The sequence below is a fragment of the Streptomyces sp. NRRL WC-3618 genome (assembly GCF_001280005.1).
Classification (GTDB): domain Bacteria; phylum Actinomycetota; class Actinomycetes; order Streptomycetales; family Streptomycetaceae; genus Streptomyces.
This window is the reverse complement of the sequence record NZ_LGDW01000064.1, coordinates 1-17,119: the sequence shown is the minus strand read 5'-3', so window position 1 is coordinate 17,119 and position 17,119 is coordinate 1. Positions and strand designations below refer to the sequence as shown.

The window sequence follows — 17,119 nt, the reverse complement described above, 5'->3', positions numbered from 1 at the left end:
CCCCCACCCCGACGATCGCCCTCCGTCGTGCGGCGGCCGACGATGCCGGCCTCGCGGCCGAAGTGCTGCTGCGGTCCAGAGCCGCCGCCCTCCCGACCGTCACCTGGCCACGATCCGACGACGAGGTCCGCGACTACTTCCGGGACGTGGTGGTTCCCCACCGCGAGACCTGGGTCGCGGAGGCATCGTCCAAGGGCGGGATCGTCGGCGTGATGGTGCTCGCCGCTGACGAGGTGTCCCAGCTGTACCTGCTCCCGGAGTGGCGCGGGCACGGCATCGGCGATCTTTTCGTCGCCCTCGCGAAGGAGCGCAGACCTGAGGGACTGACCCTGTGGACCTTCCAGGTCAACAAGCCCGCCCACCGCTTCTACGAACGCCACGGCTTCGTCCCCGTCGAGCGAACGGACGGCAGCGGGAACGAGGAGCGGGAGCCGGATGTGCGTTACGCCTGGCTACCGAACCAGGCGTAACGACTGCGCAGGCCCCCACCAGCTTCCACCCTGCGCACGCCTCCTCGGTCCGCCGGTCGTCGCCGGGGTCGAGTGACGTCGAGCCCGGTGCTGACGACAGCGAGGCAATTCCGGCCGGCGCCAGCGGTGTCGAGGCTGTCCTCGATCTGGCCGCACAACCACTCAAGCGTGGTGACGACCCCGTACCGCCGTCCGAGCAGACAAGAGTCCCGTCCGATATCCAGTCGGTTACGGCCCTTAAATCGCCCCCGGTTCGGCGAAGATGGGCCCATGACGAAGATCGAACCGCTCGGAGCGGTGCGCGAGCGGGTCCTGGCGACTCTGCGGGAGGAGATCATCGCGAGCCGACAGGGCCCCGGCGGCCGGCTCGTCGACCCGGCGCGGGCCCGCGCGCACGCACTGACCCATGCACAGGCCAGCCACCGCTCGGTGGTGCGGCACCTCTTCGGAACGGAGGGCGATCTGTGAGCGCCCGTACGGTGATCGGTGCCGCCCGCACCCGCCCCTGCACTCTGGTCGTCTGCCGTGGCTGCTGTTGCGGCGACCCGCGCAAGTACCCCGGCTACGACCACGATTGGCAGCTGGAGCGGCTGCGCGCGGCGGCCACCGCCTCCGCCGGCCGCCTCGTGGTCCGTACGGCGGACTGTCTCGGCCCCTGCGACCAGGCAAACGTCATCGTCGTCCAGCCGTCGGGCGAGGGCCGCATGCGTGGCGGGAAAGCCGTGTGGATCGGCTGGTCGATGGGCGACGACTCCACCGACGAGATACTCCGCTGGGCGGAGGCGGGCGGCCCTGGCGTCGCCCCTCCCCCACCCACGCTGGAACTCCAGTTCATCCAGTCCGCGGGCGAACGCACCCGGGACCGCACGCGCCGTCGCTAGGCCCTGCCGTTGGGATCATCTCGGCGTCGCGGGACGTGCACGCGCCTCTGCGGCGTTGTCGTCGGTCGCCAACGCTCCGCGTCCCGCTCGGGTCGGCCGAGAAGAACCCCACCTCACAGCCGAGCTGATCCAAACCACAGGACCAAGCCGACAGCCGGCTCAGCCACGGGCGGCATACCGGTCCGTGGCCGCCACCAGTTCGTCCACCATGCCCGGCGCTCCCGCGTTGTGGCCCACCTCGTCGACGACGATCAACTCGCTGCCGGGCCAGGCGTGGTGGAGCCGCCAGACCGTGCCCAGCAGGTTCGAGGGGTCGAGGCTTCCCTGGACGAGGGTGCCGGGGATGTTCTTGAGCAGGTGAGCGTCGCGCAGTACGACCCCGTGCGCGCCCTCGTTGCCCTCGCCCAGGAAGTGGTCGTCGCCCCAGTAGTGGGTGACGGTCCGAGCGAAGCCCATGCGGAACACCGGGTCCTCGTAGCGCGGTACGGAACGGGGCGGCGCCGGGAGCATGGCCGTTTCCCAGTCGGTCCATGCCCGCGCGGCGCGCTCTCGTACTTCGGGGTCGGGCGACTCCAGCAGCCGGTTGTACGCGGCGGCGAGGTTCCCGTCCCGCTCGTCCTCCGGCACCCCGGCACGGAATTTCTCGAAAGCCTCGGGGAACAGGTTCCCCAGTCCTCTGGTCAGCAGGGCCACTTCGGCGTCGGAACCGGTCGCGACCGCGGTGAGCACCAGCTCGGACACGACCTCCGGATGCGTCTGGGCGTACCGCAACCCGAGCACCGAACCCCAGGACACCCCCCACACCAGCCACCGCTCGATGCCCAAGTGCCGCCTCAGCAGCTCGAGATCGGCCAGGATGTGGCCCGTCGTGTTGACGCTCATATCGGTGTCGTACGCGCTCGCGTGCGGCGTCGAACGCCCGGCCCCACGCTGGTCGAGCAGCACGATCCGGTACGCGGCCGGATCGAAGTACCGCCGGGAGAACGCGCTCGCCCCCGACCCGGGCCCGCCGTGCAGAAACAGCGCCGGCTTGCCTCGCGGGTTACCGCAGACCTCCCAGTAGACACGGTTGCCGTCCCCGACATCCAGCATGCCGTGGTCGTACGGTTCGATTTCCGGATACAGGCCCATCGGTGCAACGTAACGTGCCTGCGCCGGTCCGGTCGTCCCTTTTTCCACCCGCCCGCTCTCAGTGCCGACGGCTCACCGCTGATGTTGTCGCTACTGACGGGGAAGGCCGGCGGCGCTCGCCGCCTCCCGCAGCACATCCTGGAGCATCGTGGGCGTGAGGCGGCCGGTGAAGGTGTTGCGTTGGCTGACGTGGAAGCACCCGAAGAGCCGCAGCCCGCCGCCGAGCGTGACCCGCGCCGCGTGCGCGAAGGCGGGGCGCGGACGGGGCACGCTCCAGCCGGCCGCGTCGAGAGCGGGCAGCGTCGCCTGCCAGCCGAACGCCCCAAGCACCACCACGGCCCGAAGTGTCGGCCTCAGCAGTTCCAGTTCGCTCAGCAGCCACGGCCGGCAGGCGTCGCGCTCCTCGGGCGTCGGTTTGTTGGCGGGCGGAGCGCAGTGCACGGGCGAGGTGATGCGTACGCCGTACAGTTCGAGCCCGTCGTCGACACTCACCGACGTGGCCTGCGACGCCAGCCCCACCTCGTGCAGCGCCGCGTACAACACGTCTCCGGAGCGGTCCCCGGTGAACATCCGCCCGGTCCGGTTCCCGCCGTGGGCAGCGGGCGCCAGTCCGACGATCAGCAGCCGGGCGTCCGCCGGCCCGAACCCGGGCACCGGTCGCCCCCAGTAGTCCCAGTCGGCGAAGCCGGCCCGCTTGGTACGGGCGACCTCCTCCCGCCAGGCGACCAACCGGGGGCAGGCCCGGCACCCGGCAATCCGCTCGTCGAGCCCGGTCAGCCCGGTCAGCCCGGCCGCCGGATCACTGGTGTCCATACGTCCACGGTAGAGCGGCTGACGGGAGCCGCCCGGAATCCGGCCCACGAAACAGGACCAGGAAACAGGACCGGGACCGGAAAAACCCGTCCGGTCCGCCCGATCCGGAGTACTAAGGTCGAGGGCATGGCATCTGGCAGGGCTTCCGAGGGCGCGGACACCGCAGACGGCGCGCGGTCCGAAGACGGCACCGTCGCCGAAACGGCACCGGCCTCCCCGGCGGTGGCCGCGGCCGACGCGGCCGGTCCGGCAAGCGGCGAGACCGTGCGCATCGACAGCTGGATCTGGTCCGTACGCCTCATGAAGACCCGCTCCATGGGCGCGACCGCCTGCCGAGGCGGCCACGTTCGCGTCAACGGCGAGCGAGTGAAGCCGGCGTACGCCGTGCGCGTCGGCGACGAGGTACGGCTGCGCCACGAGGGCCACGAACGGGTCGTCGTGGTGAAGCGCCTGATCCGCAAGCGGGTCGGAGCGCCAGTGGCCATCCAGTGTTACGTCGACAACAGCCCCCCGCCGCCACCCCGCGAGGCCGTCGCCCCGGCCGGCATCCGCGACCGCGGCACCGGCCGCCCGACCAAGCGCGACCGCCGCGAGATGGAACGCCTCCGAGGCCTCACCGGCCCCGACGACGCCTCGTAGGCACCACCACCGGACCCCTCCCCCAAACACGGCGGACCAGCACGGCGGACAAGCACGGATGACCCGCAGAGCTGACCCGCAGGACGCCACCCCGCAGGACCCCGCGTACACCGGACGGCGTCCGGCCAGGTCCCCGCGACCCGGTCGAACGCCGCCCCAGCCGTACGCCGGCACCTTCACGCCCGTCGCCGCACCAGCCGCAGCAGATCCGCGGTGTGTCCTCGACGGCACCAGGCGATCAGAGTCAGCGGCACTATGAGGATCAGCGGTGTCGCCGCGTACTGCCCGTCGAAGACGGTGACCTGCACGACGAACGCGCCGACCATCAGCGCACTCAACGCCATCGCGGCCACCGACTGCAGCACCGGAACCAACAGGGCGACCGCTCCGGCCAGTTCGAGCAGCCCGATGGTGTACATGCCCGCACTGCCCCAGCCCATCCTGTCGAAGGACTCGACGGCCGACGGATGCGCGATCAGCTTGGGCAGCGCACTCGCGAACCCGTAGAACAGGGCCAGCACCACCTGAAGCGCCCGTAGGGCGATCCAGGCGCGCCGCGCACGCGCGGACACGGCGGCGGAATCGCCGGGAGTGGCGGAGGTGAGGGGTGTGACGGGGGCGGTGGTCTCGGACATGGAGGTCTCCTGCGTGAAGCGGGTCGCGTTGCTTTCACAGAGGTAGACCGGCGGCCGTCCCGGAACTCATCGCCGGCCGGCGGTACTTCTCAGACCGGGCGCAGTGCCTGGTGCGGTCCGCCGGGCAGCTCGACCTTGATCGTGTCTCCGGGACGCACCTCGCCCCCTTCCGTCACGACGCTCATGATTCCGGCCTTGCGGACGACGTTCCCGGAGTCGTCCCGTCCGACCACCTGCTTCAGCAGTCCGTCCTGGAATCCGTCGATCTGCAGGCAGGGATTGCGCAGGCCGGTCACGGTCAGCACCACGTCGTCGCCTATGTGCAGCAGGGTGCCGACCGGAAGGGCGAGGAGATCGACACCCCGGGTGGTGATGTTCTCGCCGAGTTCTCCGGGCGCCACCTCGAACCCCTGCTCACCGACCTCGGCGAAGAGTTCCTCATGCACGAGGTGCACCTGGCGCAGATTCGGCTGCGTGGGATCCTTCGCCATCCGCGAGCGATGCTTGACGGTCGTCCCTGCGTGCACGTCCCCCTCGACACCGAGCCCGGTCAGCAGTCTGACGCTGTCCCGGTTCGGCTTGCTGAACGAGTACCCGCCATTGCTGCTGACCGCCACCACTGTGCCGCTCATCCCTGAGAACCCCCTCGCCACATTGTTCCGGTTCACTACATAGTCCCCCTACCCACTCACCGCCCTCACCCAGACCCCGTCCTGCGTCAGATACCGGTCCACTCTCAGCCCCGCTTCCCCGAGCGCCTCCTCGAACTGCTCCGGTGTCAACGGCCTGGCCAGGAAGGTCTGGGTCCACACCGCGTCCGGGAACTCGTACTCCGCGCGCACCGAGTTGACGCCGTCCCCGACCGGCTGGGACGACACCACCCGTATCGTGGATCCGCCCGGGCCGACCCGCTCGCGGGGCAGGTTCGTGTGGTAGTCCGCACCCTCGCGCTGGATCAGCACCCGGCCGCCCTCCGCGAGGTGCCGGGCACAGGTGCGCAGCAGCCCCCGCCGCACCTCGGCGTCCCCGGCGTGCACAAGAAACGACGCGAGCAGCACCACGTCGAACGTCTCGCCCAGGTCGAGGTCCTCGATCGCGCTGCGTATCGTCCGCGCTCCCCGGACGCGCTCCAGCATCTCGGCCGACTCGTCCACCGCCGTGACCGTGAAGCCTCGTTCCAGGAGCGCGTGGGTCATGCGTCCGACGCCACTGCCGAGCTCCAGGATGTGCGCACCTGCGGGCACCGCCGCTGCGATGATGTCCGGCTCGTCCCCGATGGGCAGCCGCGAGTAGAGCTCGACCGCGCAGCCGTCCGGGGTGACGGCACCGGGTCCCGTGCCTTCATGTCCTTCTCGCATTTCCAGTTCCATGCCCGCACAACGGCCCGCGACCGCACGGCCGTTCCCGCTCTCAATCGGTTCACCCGTTCGAGTCAAACCGTCGGAAACAGGAACCATCCATGCCCGATGAACCAGTGGCCGCCCGCCCTCAGATGGTCCCCGACGGCCCGTTCCAGCGCGGTCCGCCGGGGCAGATCGGCCACCGGAAGGTCCGCGTTCCCGAACACGAACTGGACCGGTTCGGTGTCGGCCGGCTCGCCCGCCTCCCCCGCTAGCCGGAAGCGTTCCTGGAAGCGGACGATGTTGGAATCCGCCGCCAGATACCGCTTCAGCTGCGGATCCAGCAGCCAGGAGTGACAGACCGCGGCCGTGTAGTTCTCCCCCGGAAAATGCCGCGCGAAGAAGTCCTGGGCCAGCGCCAGGGACCGGTCACAGGAGCCTGGGGACAACGGCCCGTGAAAGTCGGGGACATGGACGCTGAGGCCCATCGCGTGGGCGTCCGGGGCCGGACCGGTCCCGGCGAGCAATCCCGCCGTCCATTCCCCCACGTGCGCCCGCTGGAACTGCAGCCGCCCCAGCTGGAACAGCTCCCCGTGGAAGTGCAGCGCGAGCCACCAGGGGGCCTGCACACCGCCCCTGCCGTGCCTCCTGCGGTGCACCGCCATATTCCGCCCGAGATCGGCGAGCGTACGTCGGGTCACCTCGGGCGGGACACCGAGTGCGTGATGGTGGGCGCGTACGTACGGGAGGGCCGCGACGAACACGTACGCGGCGAAGTACCGGCCCAGCGCCCCCGGCTCCCCCGACTCCCCGCCCGCCGTCTGCCCGGTGGACAGCTCCGCGATCCGGTCGCCGGGCCAGGGCGCCGCCCCGCCTATCTCCCCCATGTCCCGCACCAGCCCCGCGACACACTCCTCCAGGAGCCGCCCCGTCTCGGAGTCGCGAGCCAACCGCCGTCGCAGTGCGACCAGTTCGTTGATGTCCTCATGAGGTACGGCCAGGTCGAGCAGGATCTCGGGAAGGTCGTCGGCATCCGGTAGCACGATGTGGTTCTCCCCCGTCGTCTCGCGGCCGGCGGCCCACCCGTCGGCCCTTGGTGAACGTCCGGCGCGAAGAGTACGTTGCAGGAAGGAGTGGTGGTTCTGATGCGTACAGGCAGTGAGCCGATGACAGCGCGCAGTGCCCTGCGGGCACGCTTGTGGCTGAGTGTGTGGGGGCTGGCCTGGGCGATCGCCGGGACCGCGGCGTTCGCGCTCGTCGGGCGCCCCGGGTGGGCGGCTGCCTGCGGTGTCCTGTGGCTGGTCGTCACGGTCGACCTGACGATGATCATTCGGCACATCCGGCAGGGCCCGCACTACCAGCCGGGCCCCGACATCCCGCCGTACCAGCCACCGGAGCGGCGCGGCCGGTGAACCCGCACATACGCGTGTGTGCACCCGCACGTGGTGAGCCTGCCGTTGAAGGCGGGCCTCAGGACCGCGAGTCGTCGAAGCCTGCCGCTTCCAGGTAGCGCGGGTTCGGGTCGAGTGCCGCCGCCAGCCTGAAGTGACGTTTGGCCTGGTCCGGGCGTCGCTGACGCTCGTAAGTGCGGGCGAGCGCGTAGTGCGCGAACGCGTTGTCCGGCTCGCGTTCCAGGACGATCGTGAACTCCAGCTCGGCGGGGCGCAGTTGGGCGGCGGCGAAGAAGGCACGCGCGCGCAGCAGCCGGGCGGCCGTGTTCTCGGGGTGCGCGGCGATCACGGAGTCGAGCAGTTTCACCGCGCCACGGGGATCCCGCGCGTCGAGCAGTCGCTCGGCGGCGCGGAAGTCGATGACATGTGTCTCCGGAGTACGTCCGGTCCATCCGCTGGTCTCGGGCACGGCTGAGTCCTTCCCTGACTGCGGCGGTTCAACGCCCGGACATGACAGCGCTATTCCCGGGATGACCCCGCCCTGCGCACAAGATCAGCCCATACGTCCGTTACGCGACGTTCCAGTTCGTCCAGAGGTACGTCGTTGTCGATGACGATGTCCGCGATCTCCAGGCGCTTCTCCCGCGTGGCCTGGGCGGCCATGCGCGCGCGTGCGTCGTGCTCCGTCATGCCGCGCAGCCGGACCAGCCGGTCGAGCTGGGTCTCGGGGCGCGCGTCGACGACGATCACCAGGTCGTACAGCGACTTGAGGCCGTTCTCCGCGAGCAGCGGTACGTCGTGGATGACGACCGCGTCGTCCGCCGCGGCGGCTTCGAGGGCACGCGACCGGGCACCCACCAGGGGGTGCACGATGGAGTTGAGTACGGCGAGCTTCTCCGGGTCGGCGAAGACGATCGAGCCCAGTCTGGGCCGGTCCAGGCCGCCCCCCTCGGCGAGCACCTCCGTACCGAAGGCGTCGACCACCGCCGCCAGGCCCTCGGTCCCCGGGGCGACGACCTCGCGCGCGATGCGGTCCGCGTCGATCAGGACGGCGCCCCGCGCGACGAGCAGCCGCGACACCTCACTCTTGCCGGCCCCGATGCCGCCGGTCAGGCCCACTGTCAGCATGCCGGGAAGCTTAGGGCCTGCCACTGACAGCGTCTCCGACAGGGCGTACGAGGGCCGGACTCCGGGAGTCCGGCCTCTGGGGGCTCAGCCCTCGCCCTCCCGCTCCGCGAGAAATCGCTCGAACTCCAGCCCGATCTCGTCGGCGGACGGGATGTCGACCGGCTCGGCGAGCATGTTGCCCCGGCTCTCGGCGCCCGCAGCCGCGTCGTACTGGTGTTCAAGGCCCTGGACCAGGGCCACGAGATCCTCGTCGCCCTCCTGGATCTGGCGGTCGATCTCGGTCTGGGTGCGGTGGGCGTCGGTGCGCAGCGCGTGCGCGATGCCGGGCAGGACCAGGCCGGTGGCCCCCGTGACGGCCTCCAGGACGGTCAGTGCGGCGTCCGGATACGGGGAGCGGGCAATGTAGTGCGGGACGTGCGCGGCGACGCCCAGGACGTCGTGGCCGGCCTCCATGAGGCGGTACTCGACGAGCGACTCGGCGCTGCCGGGGACCTGTGCCTCTTCGAAGGGGCTGCGGTGTCCCGGCACCAGTTCGTTTCGGTTGCCGTGCGGCGTGAGACCCACGGGGCGCGTGTGCGGTACGCCCATGGGGATGCCGTGGAAGTTCACGGACAGGCGTACGCCGAGGCGCTCGACGATCTGCTGGACGGCCGCGGCGAAGCGCTCCCACTCGACGTCCGGCTCGGGGCCGGACAGCAGCAGGAAGGGCGCCCCGGTGGCGTCCTGGACGAGCCGTACATCGAGGGTCGGCTCCTCGTAGTCCGTCCAGCGGTCGCGCTTGAATGTCAGCAGCGGGCGGCGCGCGCGGTAGTCCACGAGCCGGTCGTGATCGAAACGGGCCACCACCTGGTGGGGCAGCGTGTCGAGCAACCGGTCGACGATCTGGTCGCCGGTCTCTCCCGCGTCGATGTATCCGTCGAAGTGGTAGAGCATGACAAGACCGGCCGACTCCTGGGCCAACGCCATGTCGACAACGGCCAGGCCTTTCGGCTCCCATGCGTACAAACCCTGCGGATCAAGCACTGTGACCGCTCCTCCTCGTGTTCACTCCGCACAACGCCGCAGGAACCACGGTCATTCCCACCCGCACCCGCTCGCTTTGAAGGAACGGGGAGCCCAACTCCTTTAGGGGCGCGAGGAACTGCGCGACAAGCCCCCTCCGGCCGGCAGCCGAAAGCCAACCGCACATACGCAAAACCAAGGGGCCCGCACCTCAAAGGTGCGGGCCCCTCGACCAGCTGCTAAACCTCAGCGGCAGCGATCAGCTCTGGCCTCCGGCCAGCTTCTCGCGGAGCGCCGCAAGGGCCTCGTCCGACGCCAGGGCGCCGGACGTGTCGTCCGACTCCGAGGAGTACGAACCGCCGCCGCCACCGGAGGCGGCCGGAGCCGCACCCGCCGCGCCGGTGCCCTCGGCCTCGGCCTGGGCATCCGCCTCGCGGGACTTGATGACCTGAGCCTGGTGCTGCTCGAAGCGCTGCTGCGCCTCGGCGTACTGGTTCTCCCACACCTCGCGCTGGGATTCGAAGCCCTCGAGCCAGTCGTTGGTCTCGGGGTCGAAGCCCTCGGGGTAGATGTAGTTGCCCTGGTCGTCGTACGACGCGGCCATGCCGTACAGCGTCGGGTCGAACTCGACCGAGGCCGGGTCCGAACCGAAGGACTCGTTGGCCTGCTTCAGCGAGAGGCTGATGCGACGGCGCTCGAGGTCGATGTCGATGACCTTGACGAAGATCTCGTCGTTGACCTGGACGACCTGCTCCGGGATCTCCACGTGGCGCTCGGCCAGCTCGGAGATGTGGACCAGACCCTCGATGCCCTCGTCCACACGGACGAACGCACCGAACGGAACGAGCTTCGTGACCTTACCCGGGACGACCTGACCGATCTGGTGGGTCCGGGCGAACTGCTGCCACGGGTCTTCCTGCGTCGCCTTCAGCGACAGGGAGACACGCTCGCGGTCCATGTCGACGTCGAGGACCTCGACGGTGACTTCCTGGCCGACCTCGACAACCTCGGAGGGGTGGTCGATGTGCTTCCAGGAGAGCTCGGAGACGTGCACGAGACCGTCGACGCCACCCAGGTCCACGAAGGCACCGAAGTTGACGATCGAGGAGACGACGCCGGAGCGGACCTGACCCTTCTGCAGGGTCGTGAGGAACGTCTGGCGCACCTCGGACTGGGTCTGCTCGAGCCAGGCGCGGCGGGACAGGACCACGTTGTTGCGGTTCTTGTCCAGCTCGATGATCTTCGCCTCGAGCTCCTTGCCCACGTAGGGCTGGAGGTCGCGGACTCGACGCATCTCGACGAGGGAGGCCGGCAGGAAGCCACGGAGGCCGATGTCGAGGATGAGACCACCCTTGACGACCTCGATGACGGTACCGGTGACGATGCCGTCCTCTTCCTTGATCTTCTCGATGGTGCCCCAGGCGCGCTCGTACTGGGCGCGCTTCTTCGAGAGGATCAGGCGGCCTTCTTTGTCCTCCTTCTGGAGAACAAGGGCTTCGATCTCGTCGCCGACCTTGACGACCTCATTGGGGTCGACGTCGTGCTTGATCGAGAGCTCGCGGCTCGGGATGACACCTTCGGTCTTGTAACCGATGTCGAGGAGAACCTCGTCCCGGTCAACCTTGACGATGACGCCGTCGACGATGTCGCCATCGTTGAAGTACTTGATCGTCTCGTCGATAGCGGCGAGGAATGCTTCCTCGTCACCGATGTCGTTGACCGCAACCTGCGGAGTGGTGGCGGTGATCTCGGTGCTGCTCGTCATGTGGGAAAGGGCTCCGGTACGGACAGAGAGTCGTAGGTACTGCTTACGCCGGGAGCCCGTTTCGCTCTGCAGAAGGCCGGACAGCCAAGGAAGCGCCACCCCAGAACCCGAAGGATCCGGTGGCGCCTCGACAACCGAGGGGACATACATACAGATGCGAGCGCAGCCTGCTAGGTCTGAGGTGCGCAGGCCCGCAGCGCAACTTGTAGCATACGGGGGCAGCCGGGCAGGGTCAATGCGCGAAGGCGCCCACCCGGGGCGGATCGCCGCATACCCGGCACAAGACATGTCCCAGGAGGTCACGTGGGCGTGTTGACGCCCCGTTCGTGGCGTCCGCCCGGACAGGTCCGACCGAAGTGCCCGCAGACTAATACGAGGGAGCCGATCATCCAAGAGCCCGAATCGTCCGAGCCGGAAGCCACCCGGCGTACCGCGGGAGTCGCGGAAAGCTCCCGGGCCAACCGGGGCTGGTGGGACCGGAACGCGGACGACTACCAGAACGAGCACGGCACCTTCCTCGGCGACGACCGTTTCGTCTGGTGCCCCGAGGGCCTCGACGAGGTGGAGGCCGAACTCCTCGGCCCCGCCGAGGACCTCAAGGGCAAGGACATCCTGGAGATAGGCGCCGGTGCGGCCCAGTGCTCACGCTGGCTGGCCGCCCAGGGCGCCCGTCCCGTCGCCCTCGATCTCTCCCACCGTCAGCTCCAGCACGCCCTGCGGATCGGCGGCGGCGTCCCACTGGTGGAGGCCGACGCGGGCGCTCTGCCCTTCGCGGACGGCTCTTTCGACCTGGTGTGCTCGGCGTACGGGGCCATGCCCTTCGTAGCCGATCCGGTCCTGGTGCTGCGTGAGGTGCGCCGGGTGCTGCGCCCGGGCGGGCGCTTCGTCTTCTCGGTGACGCACCCCGTGCGCTGGGCCTTCCCGGACGAGCCCGGCCCGGAGGGCCTGTCCGTGTCGGGTTCGTACTTCGACCGCACGCCGTACGTCGAGCAGGACGACGACGGCAACGCGGTGTACGTCGAGCACCACAGGACGGTCGGCGACCGCGTCCGGGACGTCGTGGCGGGCGGCTTCCGCCTGATCGACCTGGTCGAGCCGGAGTGGCCGGCCTGGAACACGTCCGAGTGGGGCGGCTGGTCCCCGCTGCGCGGCAACCTCATCCCGGGGACGGCGATCCTCGTGTGTGAGCGCGACTGAGACAGCCGGCTTCGAAAAGCGCCCTCCACGCACGCGTGGAGGGCGCTTTTCGTGGACGTACGACACTAGGGAGCGTGATCCGTTACGACGCCCTGGACGTCCTGCCCGTACGCGGCGCCCTGCCCGGCCTGACCGACGCGCTCGACGCGCACGGCACCGCCGTCCTCGTGGCCCCGCCGGGCACCGGCAAGACGACGCTGGTACCGCTGGCGCTGGCGGGACTGCTGGGAGACGGCGGGCCGGTGCGGCGGGTCGTGGTCGCCGAGCCCAGGCGGATCGCCGCGCGGGCGGCGGCCCGGCGGATGGCGTGGCTGCTGGGTGAGCAGGCCGGCGCGAGCGTCGGGTACACCGTGCGCGGGGAGCGGGTCGTCGGGCCACGCACGCGCGTGGAGGTCGTCACGACCGGTGTGCTGCTGCAACGGCTGCAGCGGGACCAGGAGTTGCCGGGCGTCGACGTGGTCGTGCTGGACGAGTGCCACGAACGGCACCTGGACGCGGACACCGCGGCCGCGTTCCTGGTCGACGTGCGGGCGGCCCTGCGCCCCGAACTGCGGCTGGTGGCCGCGTCGGCGACGACGGACGCCGAGGGCTGGGCGGGACTGCTGGGCGGCGCGCCGGTGGTCGAGGCGGCGAGCGTGGCGTACCCGGTGGAGGTGGTGTGGGCGCCGCCGGCACGTCCCGTACGGCCGCCACACGGTATGCGGGTCGACCCGGCGCTGCTGACACATGTGGCGTCGGTGGTGCGGCGGGCGCTGGCCGAGCGGGCGGGGGACGTCCTGTGTTTCCTGCCCGGCGTCGGCGAGATCGCGCGCGTGGCCGGCCAGTTGCGGGACCTCGGGCCCTCGGTCGAGGTGCTCCAGGTGCACGGGCGGGCACCGGCGGCGGTGCAGGACGCGGTGCTGTCGGGCGGAACGGGACGGCGCGTGGTGCTGGCGACGTCCGTGGCGGAGTCGTCGCTGACGGTGCCGGGGGTGCGCGTGGTCGTCGACTCGGGGCTGGCGCGGGAGCCGAGGGTGGACCACGCGCGCGGGCTGAGCGCGCTGACGACGGTGCGGGCATCTCAGGCGGCGGGGCGGCAGCGGGCGGGGCGGGCCGGGCGTGAGGCGCCGGGGGCGGTGTACCGCTGCTGGGCGGAGGCCGAGGACGCCCGCCTGGCGCGCTTTCCGTCTCCCGAGATCAAGGTGGCCGACCTGACGGCGTTCGCCCTTCAGGCGGCCTGCTGGGGCGACCCCGAGGCCTCCGGGCTGGCCTTGCTCGACCCGCCACCGGGCGGCGCGATGGCGGCGGCGCGGGCGGTGCTGACGGCGATCGGCGCGGTGGACGCCACGGGACGGGCCACCGACCGGGGCGTTGGGATGTCCCGCCTCGGCCTGCACCCCCGGCTGGCCCGGGCCCTGCTGGACGCGGCTCCCGAGGTGGGCGCGGCTCGGGCCGCCGAGGTGGTCGCGCTGCTGAGCGAGGAGCCGCCGAGGGAGTACGGCGACGACCTCGCGGCTGCCTGGCGTACGGCCCGGCAGGGCAACGACGCGTACGCGGCCCGCTGGCGGACGGAGGCCCGCCGGCTGCGTTCGGCGGCGCCGGAGAGCCAACCCCGCCGACCCGCCGGCGCTTCCGGCCCGGCCGCCGGGGACGACCATGCCGTCGGGCTCGTCGCCGCGCTCGCGTTCCCCGAGCGGGTCGCCAGGGCTCAGGGAGGCTCGTATCTGATGGTGTCCGGTACCCGGGCCGAGGCCGGTGAGGGTTCGGCGCTGCGGGGCGTCCCCTGGATCGCGGTCGCCGTGGCGGACCGGCCGGTCGGGGCCGGGCACGCGCGCGTGCGGCTCGCCGCCACCGTCGACGAGGACACCGCGCGGTCGGCGGCAAGCGCCCTGCACAGTACGGGCGAGGAAGTCCACTGGGCCGGCGGGGATGTCGTCGCCCGGCGAGTCGAGCGGCTCGGGGCCGTGGAGTTGGCGGTGCGTCCGCTGCGGGACCCCGACGCCGTCCTCGTACGCCATGCCCTTCTTGAGGGGCTGCGGCAGGACGGGCTCGGCCTGTTGAGGTGGTCCGCGGACGCCGGGGCGCTGCGGCAGCGGCTGGCGTTTCTGCGTCTGCATCTGGGCGCTCCTTGGCCGGACATGTCCGAAAGCGCCCTCCACGCGCGCGCGGACGAATGGTTGGAGCCCGAGCTGAGCCGGGCGCGACGGCGGGCCGATCTGGGGCGGATCGAGGCGGGGCAGGCGCTCAACCGGCTGTTGCCGTGGGCCTCCGGGGAGGCCGGCCGGCTGGACGAGCTGGCGCCCGAGCGGTTGACGGTGCCGAGCGGGTCCAGAATCCGGATCGACTACTCCGATCCCGAACGCCCGGTCCTCGCTGTGAAGTTGCAGGAGATGTTCGGGCTGCGTCAGTCGCCTGTCGTGGCCGGTGTGCCGGTTCTCGTTCATCTGCTGTCGCCCGCCGGGCGGCCCGCCGCCGTCACCGCCGACCTCGCCTCCTTCTGGAAGGACGGCTACAAGGGCGTACGCGCCGAGTTGCGTGGCCGGTACCCGAAGCATCCGTGGCCCGAGGACCCGGCGACCGCCGAGCCGACCCGGCACACGAACGCGCGGCTCAGGCGGTGACCGGCTCGGGGGCCGGGGTCCTGGTGGGGGCGGGGTCGGCCGGCCGGCGTCCGCGCGCCTCCAGGTGGAGGGCGAGGGCCAGCAGGAGCACGCCCAGGGACAGGAAACCCCAGGGCAGGTACGACGTCATCAGCAGGACCAGTACCCGCTGGGACTTGACCAGGGCGACCGTCGACTCGATGTAGTCCTCGCGCATCTTCACGTGCCCGGCGAAGGCCGTGACTTTGTCGCGACCCCCCAGGAGGGTGCCTCCGCGCAGTTCCTCCTGGTGGATCTCCTCGCCGTTCACGGGCGCGCCGGTGACTGGTTCCACCCAGAACCTGCGGACCGTGGTGTACCAGCGGGTCATTCCGGTCGCGGCGATCGTGTCGGCCGTGACGCCCTTGATCGGAAGTTCCTTGGGGAAGGGGATCTTCGTCCACGGGATGGTCTGCTCGAAGTAGTAGACCGAGACGCCCCGGAATTCCCGGGTGCCCTTGTAGTGGATGGGCGCGGTCACCCGGGCCTGCGCGTCGAAGTACTCGTAGTCCCGCTTCTCGGTCAGGAACGGCCACTTGAACTCGATGCCCCGCCGTTTCACCGGGTCGCCGTCGACCATCTCGCCGGTGGCGTGGACCGGTTCCTGGGAGTGCGCGTCGAATATGTAGCGCTCGGGGATCTTCGAGACCATCTTCCCGTCGGGCCCCTGGACATAGGAGAGGCCGTCCCAGACGACCACGTCCCGCCCGGCCGTCCGCTCGATCTTCTCGGAGGCCTCGACGTTGCCCTTGAGGGTCTGCACGATGGTGACCTTGGGGACCTTTTTGGCCTCGAACGAGTTGTAGTCGAGGAGGGTCGCGTCCTTCGCCTCCAAAACCATGGTCGTGTACTGGTCCGCCGGGACCTTGGCGAGGCGCGGGAAGGCGTACCAGCGCAGCAGTGGGGACAGCGCCGCGAAGAACACGGCGAGGGCGAGCAGGATCAGGCCGGACTTTCGGCGCATCTCGGCCTCCCTCCCGGAGAGGTACGGCGGTCAGGGGTGGGCCGGAACGGTGGTCAGCATCGGCTTCGGGGACGTCGTGCCCGGCGGTGTGCCCAGGGCGGTGATCGTGAGGACGAGCGCGAAGGCGAGGGCGAGACCGGTCGCGGCGACGATCAGGGCACGCATACGGGGCCTCCCCGGCTGCCGGCGGTGAGCTGATGGGGTGTCAGGTCGGGCACCGTAGCAACGGGCGCCCGAGATGAGAACAGCTCGCGCACACACGAAAGCGGCACCCCGCGCTGTGAACGGGGTGCCGCTTCGCGTACGTATGAATGTGCGGGTGATGGTGCGGGAAATTTACGCGCTCGGGGAGGCGGAGGCCGACGGGTCGGCCGGCTGTGTCGGAGTCGGCGCTGGTGTCCCGGGCGCGGGTTCTGTCGGGGTGGGTGCCGCCGTCACCGTCAGTTCGACCGTGAGGGTGGCGCCGCCGGTGGTGGTGATGCGGAGCAGGAAGGTGCCGGTGGTGGTGTCCGCGTACAGCTTGGGCAGCTTGAGCAGGCCGTTCGCGTCCGTTTCGAGACCCGTGAGGGTGCGGACGGTCTTGCCGTCCGCGTCCTTGAAATAGGGGCCCTTGTCGTTCACGGTCGCGTCGTCGGCCGAGGTGATCAGGGTGGCGGTGGCCGCGACCTTGTCCGCGACGGCGCCGTTGTTCGTGGCCTTGACCTCGACCAGGTCGGCGAACTCGCCGCCCGCCACGCAGGTGAGCGGGGTGGTGGCGGTGCGAACCAGGGCGTCGGCGGTTCGGGCGGTGACGGAGGCCGAGTAGTCGACGCCGGCGACCGTCCGGCCGACGACGACCGCGCGGATCGTGAAGACACCTGTCTTCTCGCCCGCCTTGAGCGCGGGCGCGACCGCGACACCACCTTCACCGGTGACGACCGTGGCGACGTTCTCGCCGCCGGTGAAGGTGGTGTCGGTGTCGCCGATGATCGTGAAACGGATCCTGACCTTGCCGACCGCCTTACCGGCCGCGGTCTCCGCGCGCGTGCTGATCCTCTTGGTGAACGCGTCGCCCGCCGTCGCGGTGAGCTTGGCGGTGCCCGCGTCCTCCAGGTGGTCCACCGTGTCGGTGGGCGTGGGGGTGGGCACGGGGGTCGGCGTCGGGG

General features: G+C 70.7%; 18 protein-coding genes and 3 pseudogenes. 7 read left to right on the top strand and 14 right to left on the bottom strand.

Annotated elements, in window-relative coordinates:
* Window positions 1-14 precede the first annotated feature (14 nt).
* A complete protein-coding gene (locus tag ADL01_RS09335; protein WP_063783489.1) occupies window positions 15-470 on the top strand; it encodes a GNAT family N-acetyltransferase in 456 nt (151 codons plus the stop codon).
* A gap of 37 nt (window positions 471-507) precedes the next feature.
* On the opposite strand, the pseudogene ADL01_RS45940 reads toward ADL01_RS09335, so the two are convergent.
* Window positions 508-676 (bottom strand): annotated as a pseudogene (locus tag ADL01_RS45940) (Asp/Glu/hydantoin racemase); the annotation flags it as partial.
* A gap of 64 nt (window positions 677-740) precedes the next feature.
* Between ADL01_RS45940 and ADL01_RS43565 the strand changes: the two are divergent.
* Together ADL01_RS43565 and ADL01_RS09325 are read left to right on the top strand one after the other, a co-directional pair.
* Window positions 741-842 (top strand): annotated as a pseudogene (locus ADL01_RS43565) (GntR family transcriptional regulator); the annotation flags it as partial.
* 92 nt (window positions 843-934) lie between these two features.
* Complete coding sequence (locus ADL01_RS09325) at window positions 935-1,351, top strand: hypothetical protein (RefSeq protein ID WP_053741447.1); 417 nt, start codon at window positions 935-937, stop codon at window positions 1,349-1,351.
* Window positions 1,352-1,510: 159 nt separating this feature from the next.
* On the opposite strand, the gene pip is transcribed toward ADL01_RS09325, so the two are convergent.
* Together pip and ADL01_RS09315 are read right to left on the bottom strand one after the other, a co-directional pair.
* Complete coding sequence (gene pip, locus ADL01_RS09320; RefSeq protein WP_053741446.1) at window positions 1,511-2,482, bottom strand: prolyl aminopeptidase; 972 nt, start codon at window positions 2,480-2,482, stop codon at window positions 1,511-1,513.
* Window positions 2,483-2,572: 90 nt separating this feature from the next.
* On the bottom strand, window positions 2,573-3,295 hold the full coding sequence (locus tag ADL01_RS09315) for a uracil-DNA glycosylase (RefSeq protein ID WP_053741445.1): 723 nt from the start codon (window positions 3,293-3,295) through the stop codon (window positions 2,573-2,575).
* 126 nt (window positions 3,296-3,421) lie between these two features.
* On the opposite strand from ADL01_RS09315, the gene ADL01_RS09310 reads away from it, so the two are divergent.
* The gene (locus ADL01_RS09310) at window positions 3,422-3,934 is read left to right on the top strand and encodes an RNA-binding S4 domain-containing protein (RefSeq protein ID WP_053741444.1); all 513 of its coding nucleotides are present in this window, start codon (window positions 3,422-3,424) and stop codon (window positions 3,932-3,934) included.
* A gap of 176 nt (window positions 3,935-4,110) precedes the next feature.
* Here the strand turns inward: ADL01_RS09310 and ADL01_RS09305 are convergent, their stop codons facing one another.
* The 4 genes from ADL01_RS09305 to ADL01_RS09290 all read right to left on the bottom strand — a co-directional run bounded on the left by ADL01_RS09305 (window position 4,111) and on the right by ADL01_RS09290 (window position 6,952).
* The gene (locus ADL01_RS09305; protein WP_053741443.1) at window positions 4,111-4,569 is read right to left on the bottom strand and encodes a DoxX family protein; all 459 of its coding nucleotides are present in this window, start codon (window positions 4,567-4,569) and stop codon (window positions 4,111-4,113) included.
* Between the two features lie 89 nt (window positions 4,570-4,658).
* Window positions 4,659-5,201 (bottom strand): MOSC domain-containing protein, encoded by a 543-nt coding sequence (locus tag ADL01_RS09300; protein WP_053741442.1) that lies wholly within the window; start codon window positions 5,199-5,201, stop codon window positions 4,659-4,661.
* Window positions 5,202-5,249: 48 nt separating this feature from the next.
* Window positions 5,250-5,927, bottom strand: a complete 678-nt coding sequence (locus ADL01_RS09295; RefSeq protein WP_053741451.1) for a class I SAM-dependent methyltransferase — start codon at window positions 5,925-5,927, stop codon at window positions 5,250-5,252.
* Window positions 5,928-6,001: 74 nt separating this feature from the next.
* On the bottom strand, window positions 6,002-6,952 hold the full coding sequence (locus ADL01_RS09290) for an acyltransferase domain-containing protein (RefSeq protein ID WP_053741441.1): 951 nt from the start codon (window positions 6,950-6,952) through the stop codon (window positions 6,002-6,004).
* Window positions 6,953-7,054: 102 nt separating this feature from the next.
* Here ADL01_RS09290 and ADL01_RS09285 point away from each other — a divergent pair, with 102 nt between their 5' ends.
* Window positions 7,055-7,321, top strand: a complete 267-nt coding sequence (locus ADL01_RS09285) for a DUF6343 family protein (RefSeq protein ID WP_199834786.1) — start codon at window positions 7,055-7,057, stop codon at window positions 7,319-7,321.
* Window positions 7,322-7,379: 58 nt separating this feature from the next.
* On the opposite strand, the gene ADL01_RS09280 is transcribed toward ADL01_RS09285, so the two are convergent.
* The 4 genes from ADL01_RS09280 to rpsA form a co-directional block, all read right to left on the bottom strand.
* Window positions 7,380-7,769: a tetratricopeptide repeat protein gene (locus ADL01_RS09280; protein WP_053741439.1), complete on the bottom strand. Its 390-nt coding sequence runs from the start codon at window positions 7,767-7,769 to the stop codon at window positions 7,380-7,382.
* Between the two features lie 50 nt (window positions 7,770-7,819).
* Window positions 7,820-8,428, bottom strand: a complete 609-nt coding sequence (coaE, locus tag ADL01_RS09275) for a dephospho-CoA kinase (RefSeq protein ID WP_053741438.1) — start codon at window positions 8,426-8,428, stop codon at window positions 7,820-7,822.
* An 84-nt stretch (window positions 8,429-8,512) separates the two neighbouring features.
* Window positions 8,513-9,451 carry a PAC2 family protein gene (locus ADL01_RS09270; RefSeq protein ID WP_053741437.1) on the bottom strand — a complete coding sequence of 313 codons (939 nt, stop codon included), beginning with the start codon at window positions 9,449-9,451 and terminating at the stop codon, window positions 8,513-8,515.
* Between the two features lie 238 nt (window positions 9,452-9,689).
* Window positions 9,690-11,195: a 30S ribosomal protein S1 gene (gene rpsA / locus ADL01_RS09265; protein ID WP_053741436.1), complete on the bottom strand. Its 1,506-nt coding sequence runs from the start codon at window positions 11,193-11,195 to the stop codon at window positions 9,690-9,692.
* A gap of 303 nt (window positions 11,196-11,498) precedes the next feature.
* On the opposite strand from rpsA, the gene ADL01_RS09260 reads away from it, so the two are divergent.
* Complete coding sequence (locus ADL01_RS09260; RefSeq protein WP_234354566.1) at window positions 11,499-12,392, top strand: class I SAM-dependent methyltransferase; 894 nt, start codon at window positions 11,499-11,501, stop codon at window positions 12,390-12,392.
* Window positions 12,393-12,466: 74 nt separating this feature from the next.
* Window positions 12,467-14,992 carry an ATP-dependent helicase HrpB gene (gene hrpB, locus ADL01_RS09255; RefSeq protein WP_053741435.1) on the top strand — a complete coding sequence of 842 codons (2,526 nt, stop codon included), beginning with the start codon at window positions 12,467-12,469 and terminating at the stop codon, window positions 14,990-14,992.
* Here the strand turns inward: hrpB and ADL01_RS09250 are convergent.
* The 3 genes and pseudogenes from ADL01_RS09250 to ADL01_RS09245 form a co-directional block, all read right to left on the bottom strand.
* Window positions 14,982-15,974: a DUF3068 domain-containing protein gene (locus ADL01_RS09250; protein ID WP_053741434.1), complete on the bottom strand. Its 993-nt coding sequence runs from the start codon at window positions 15,972-15,974 to the stop codon at window positions 14,982-14,984. The genes hrpB and ADL01_RS09250 overlap by 11 nt on opposite strands.
* Window positions 15,975-16,004: 30 nt before the next feature.
* The gene (locus ADL01_RS43560; RefSeq protein WP_107090846.1) at window positions 16,005-16,139 is read right to left on the bottom strand and encodes an SPW_0924 family protein; all 135 of its coding nucleotides are present in this window, start codon (window positions 16,137-16,139) and stop codon (window positions 16,005-16,007) included.
* Window positions 16,140-16,310: 171 nt separating this feature from the next.
* A pseudogene (locus tag ADL01_RS09245) lies at window positions 16,311-17,119 on the bottom strand (lytic transglycosylase); the annotation flags it as partial.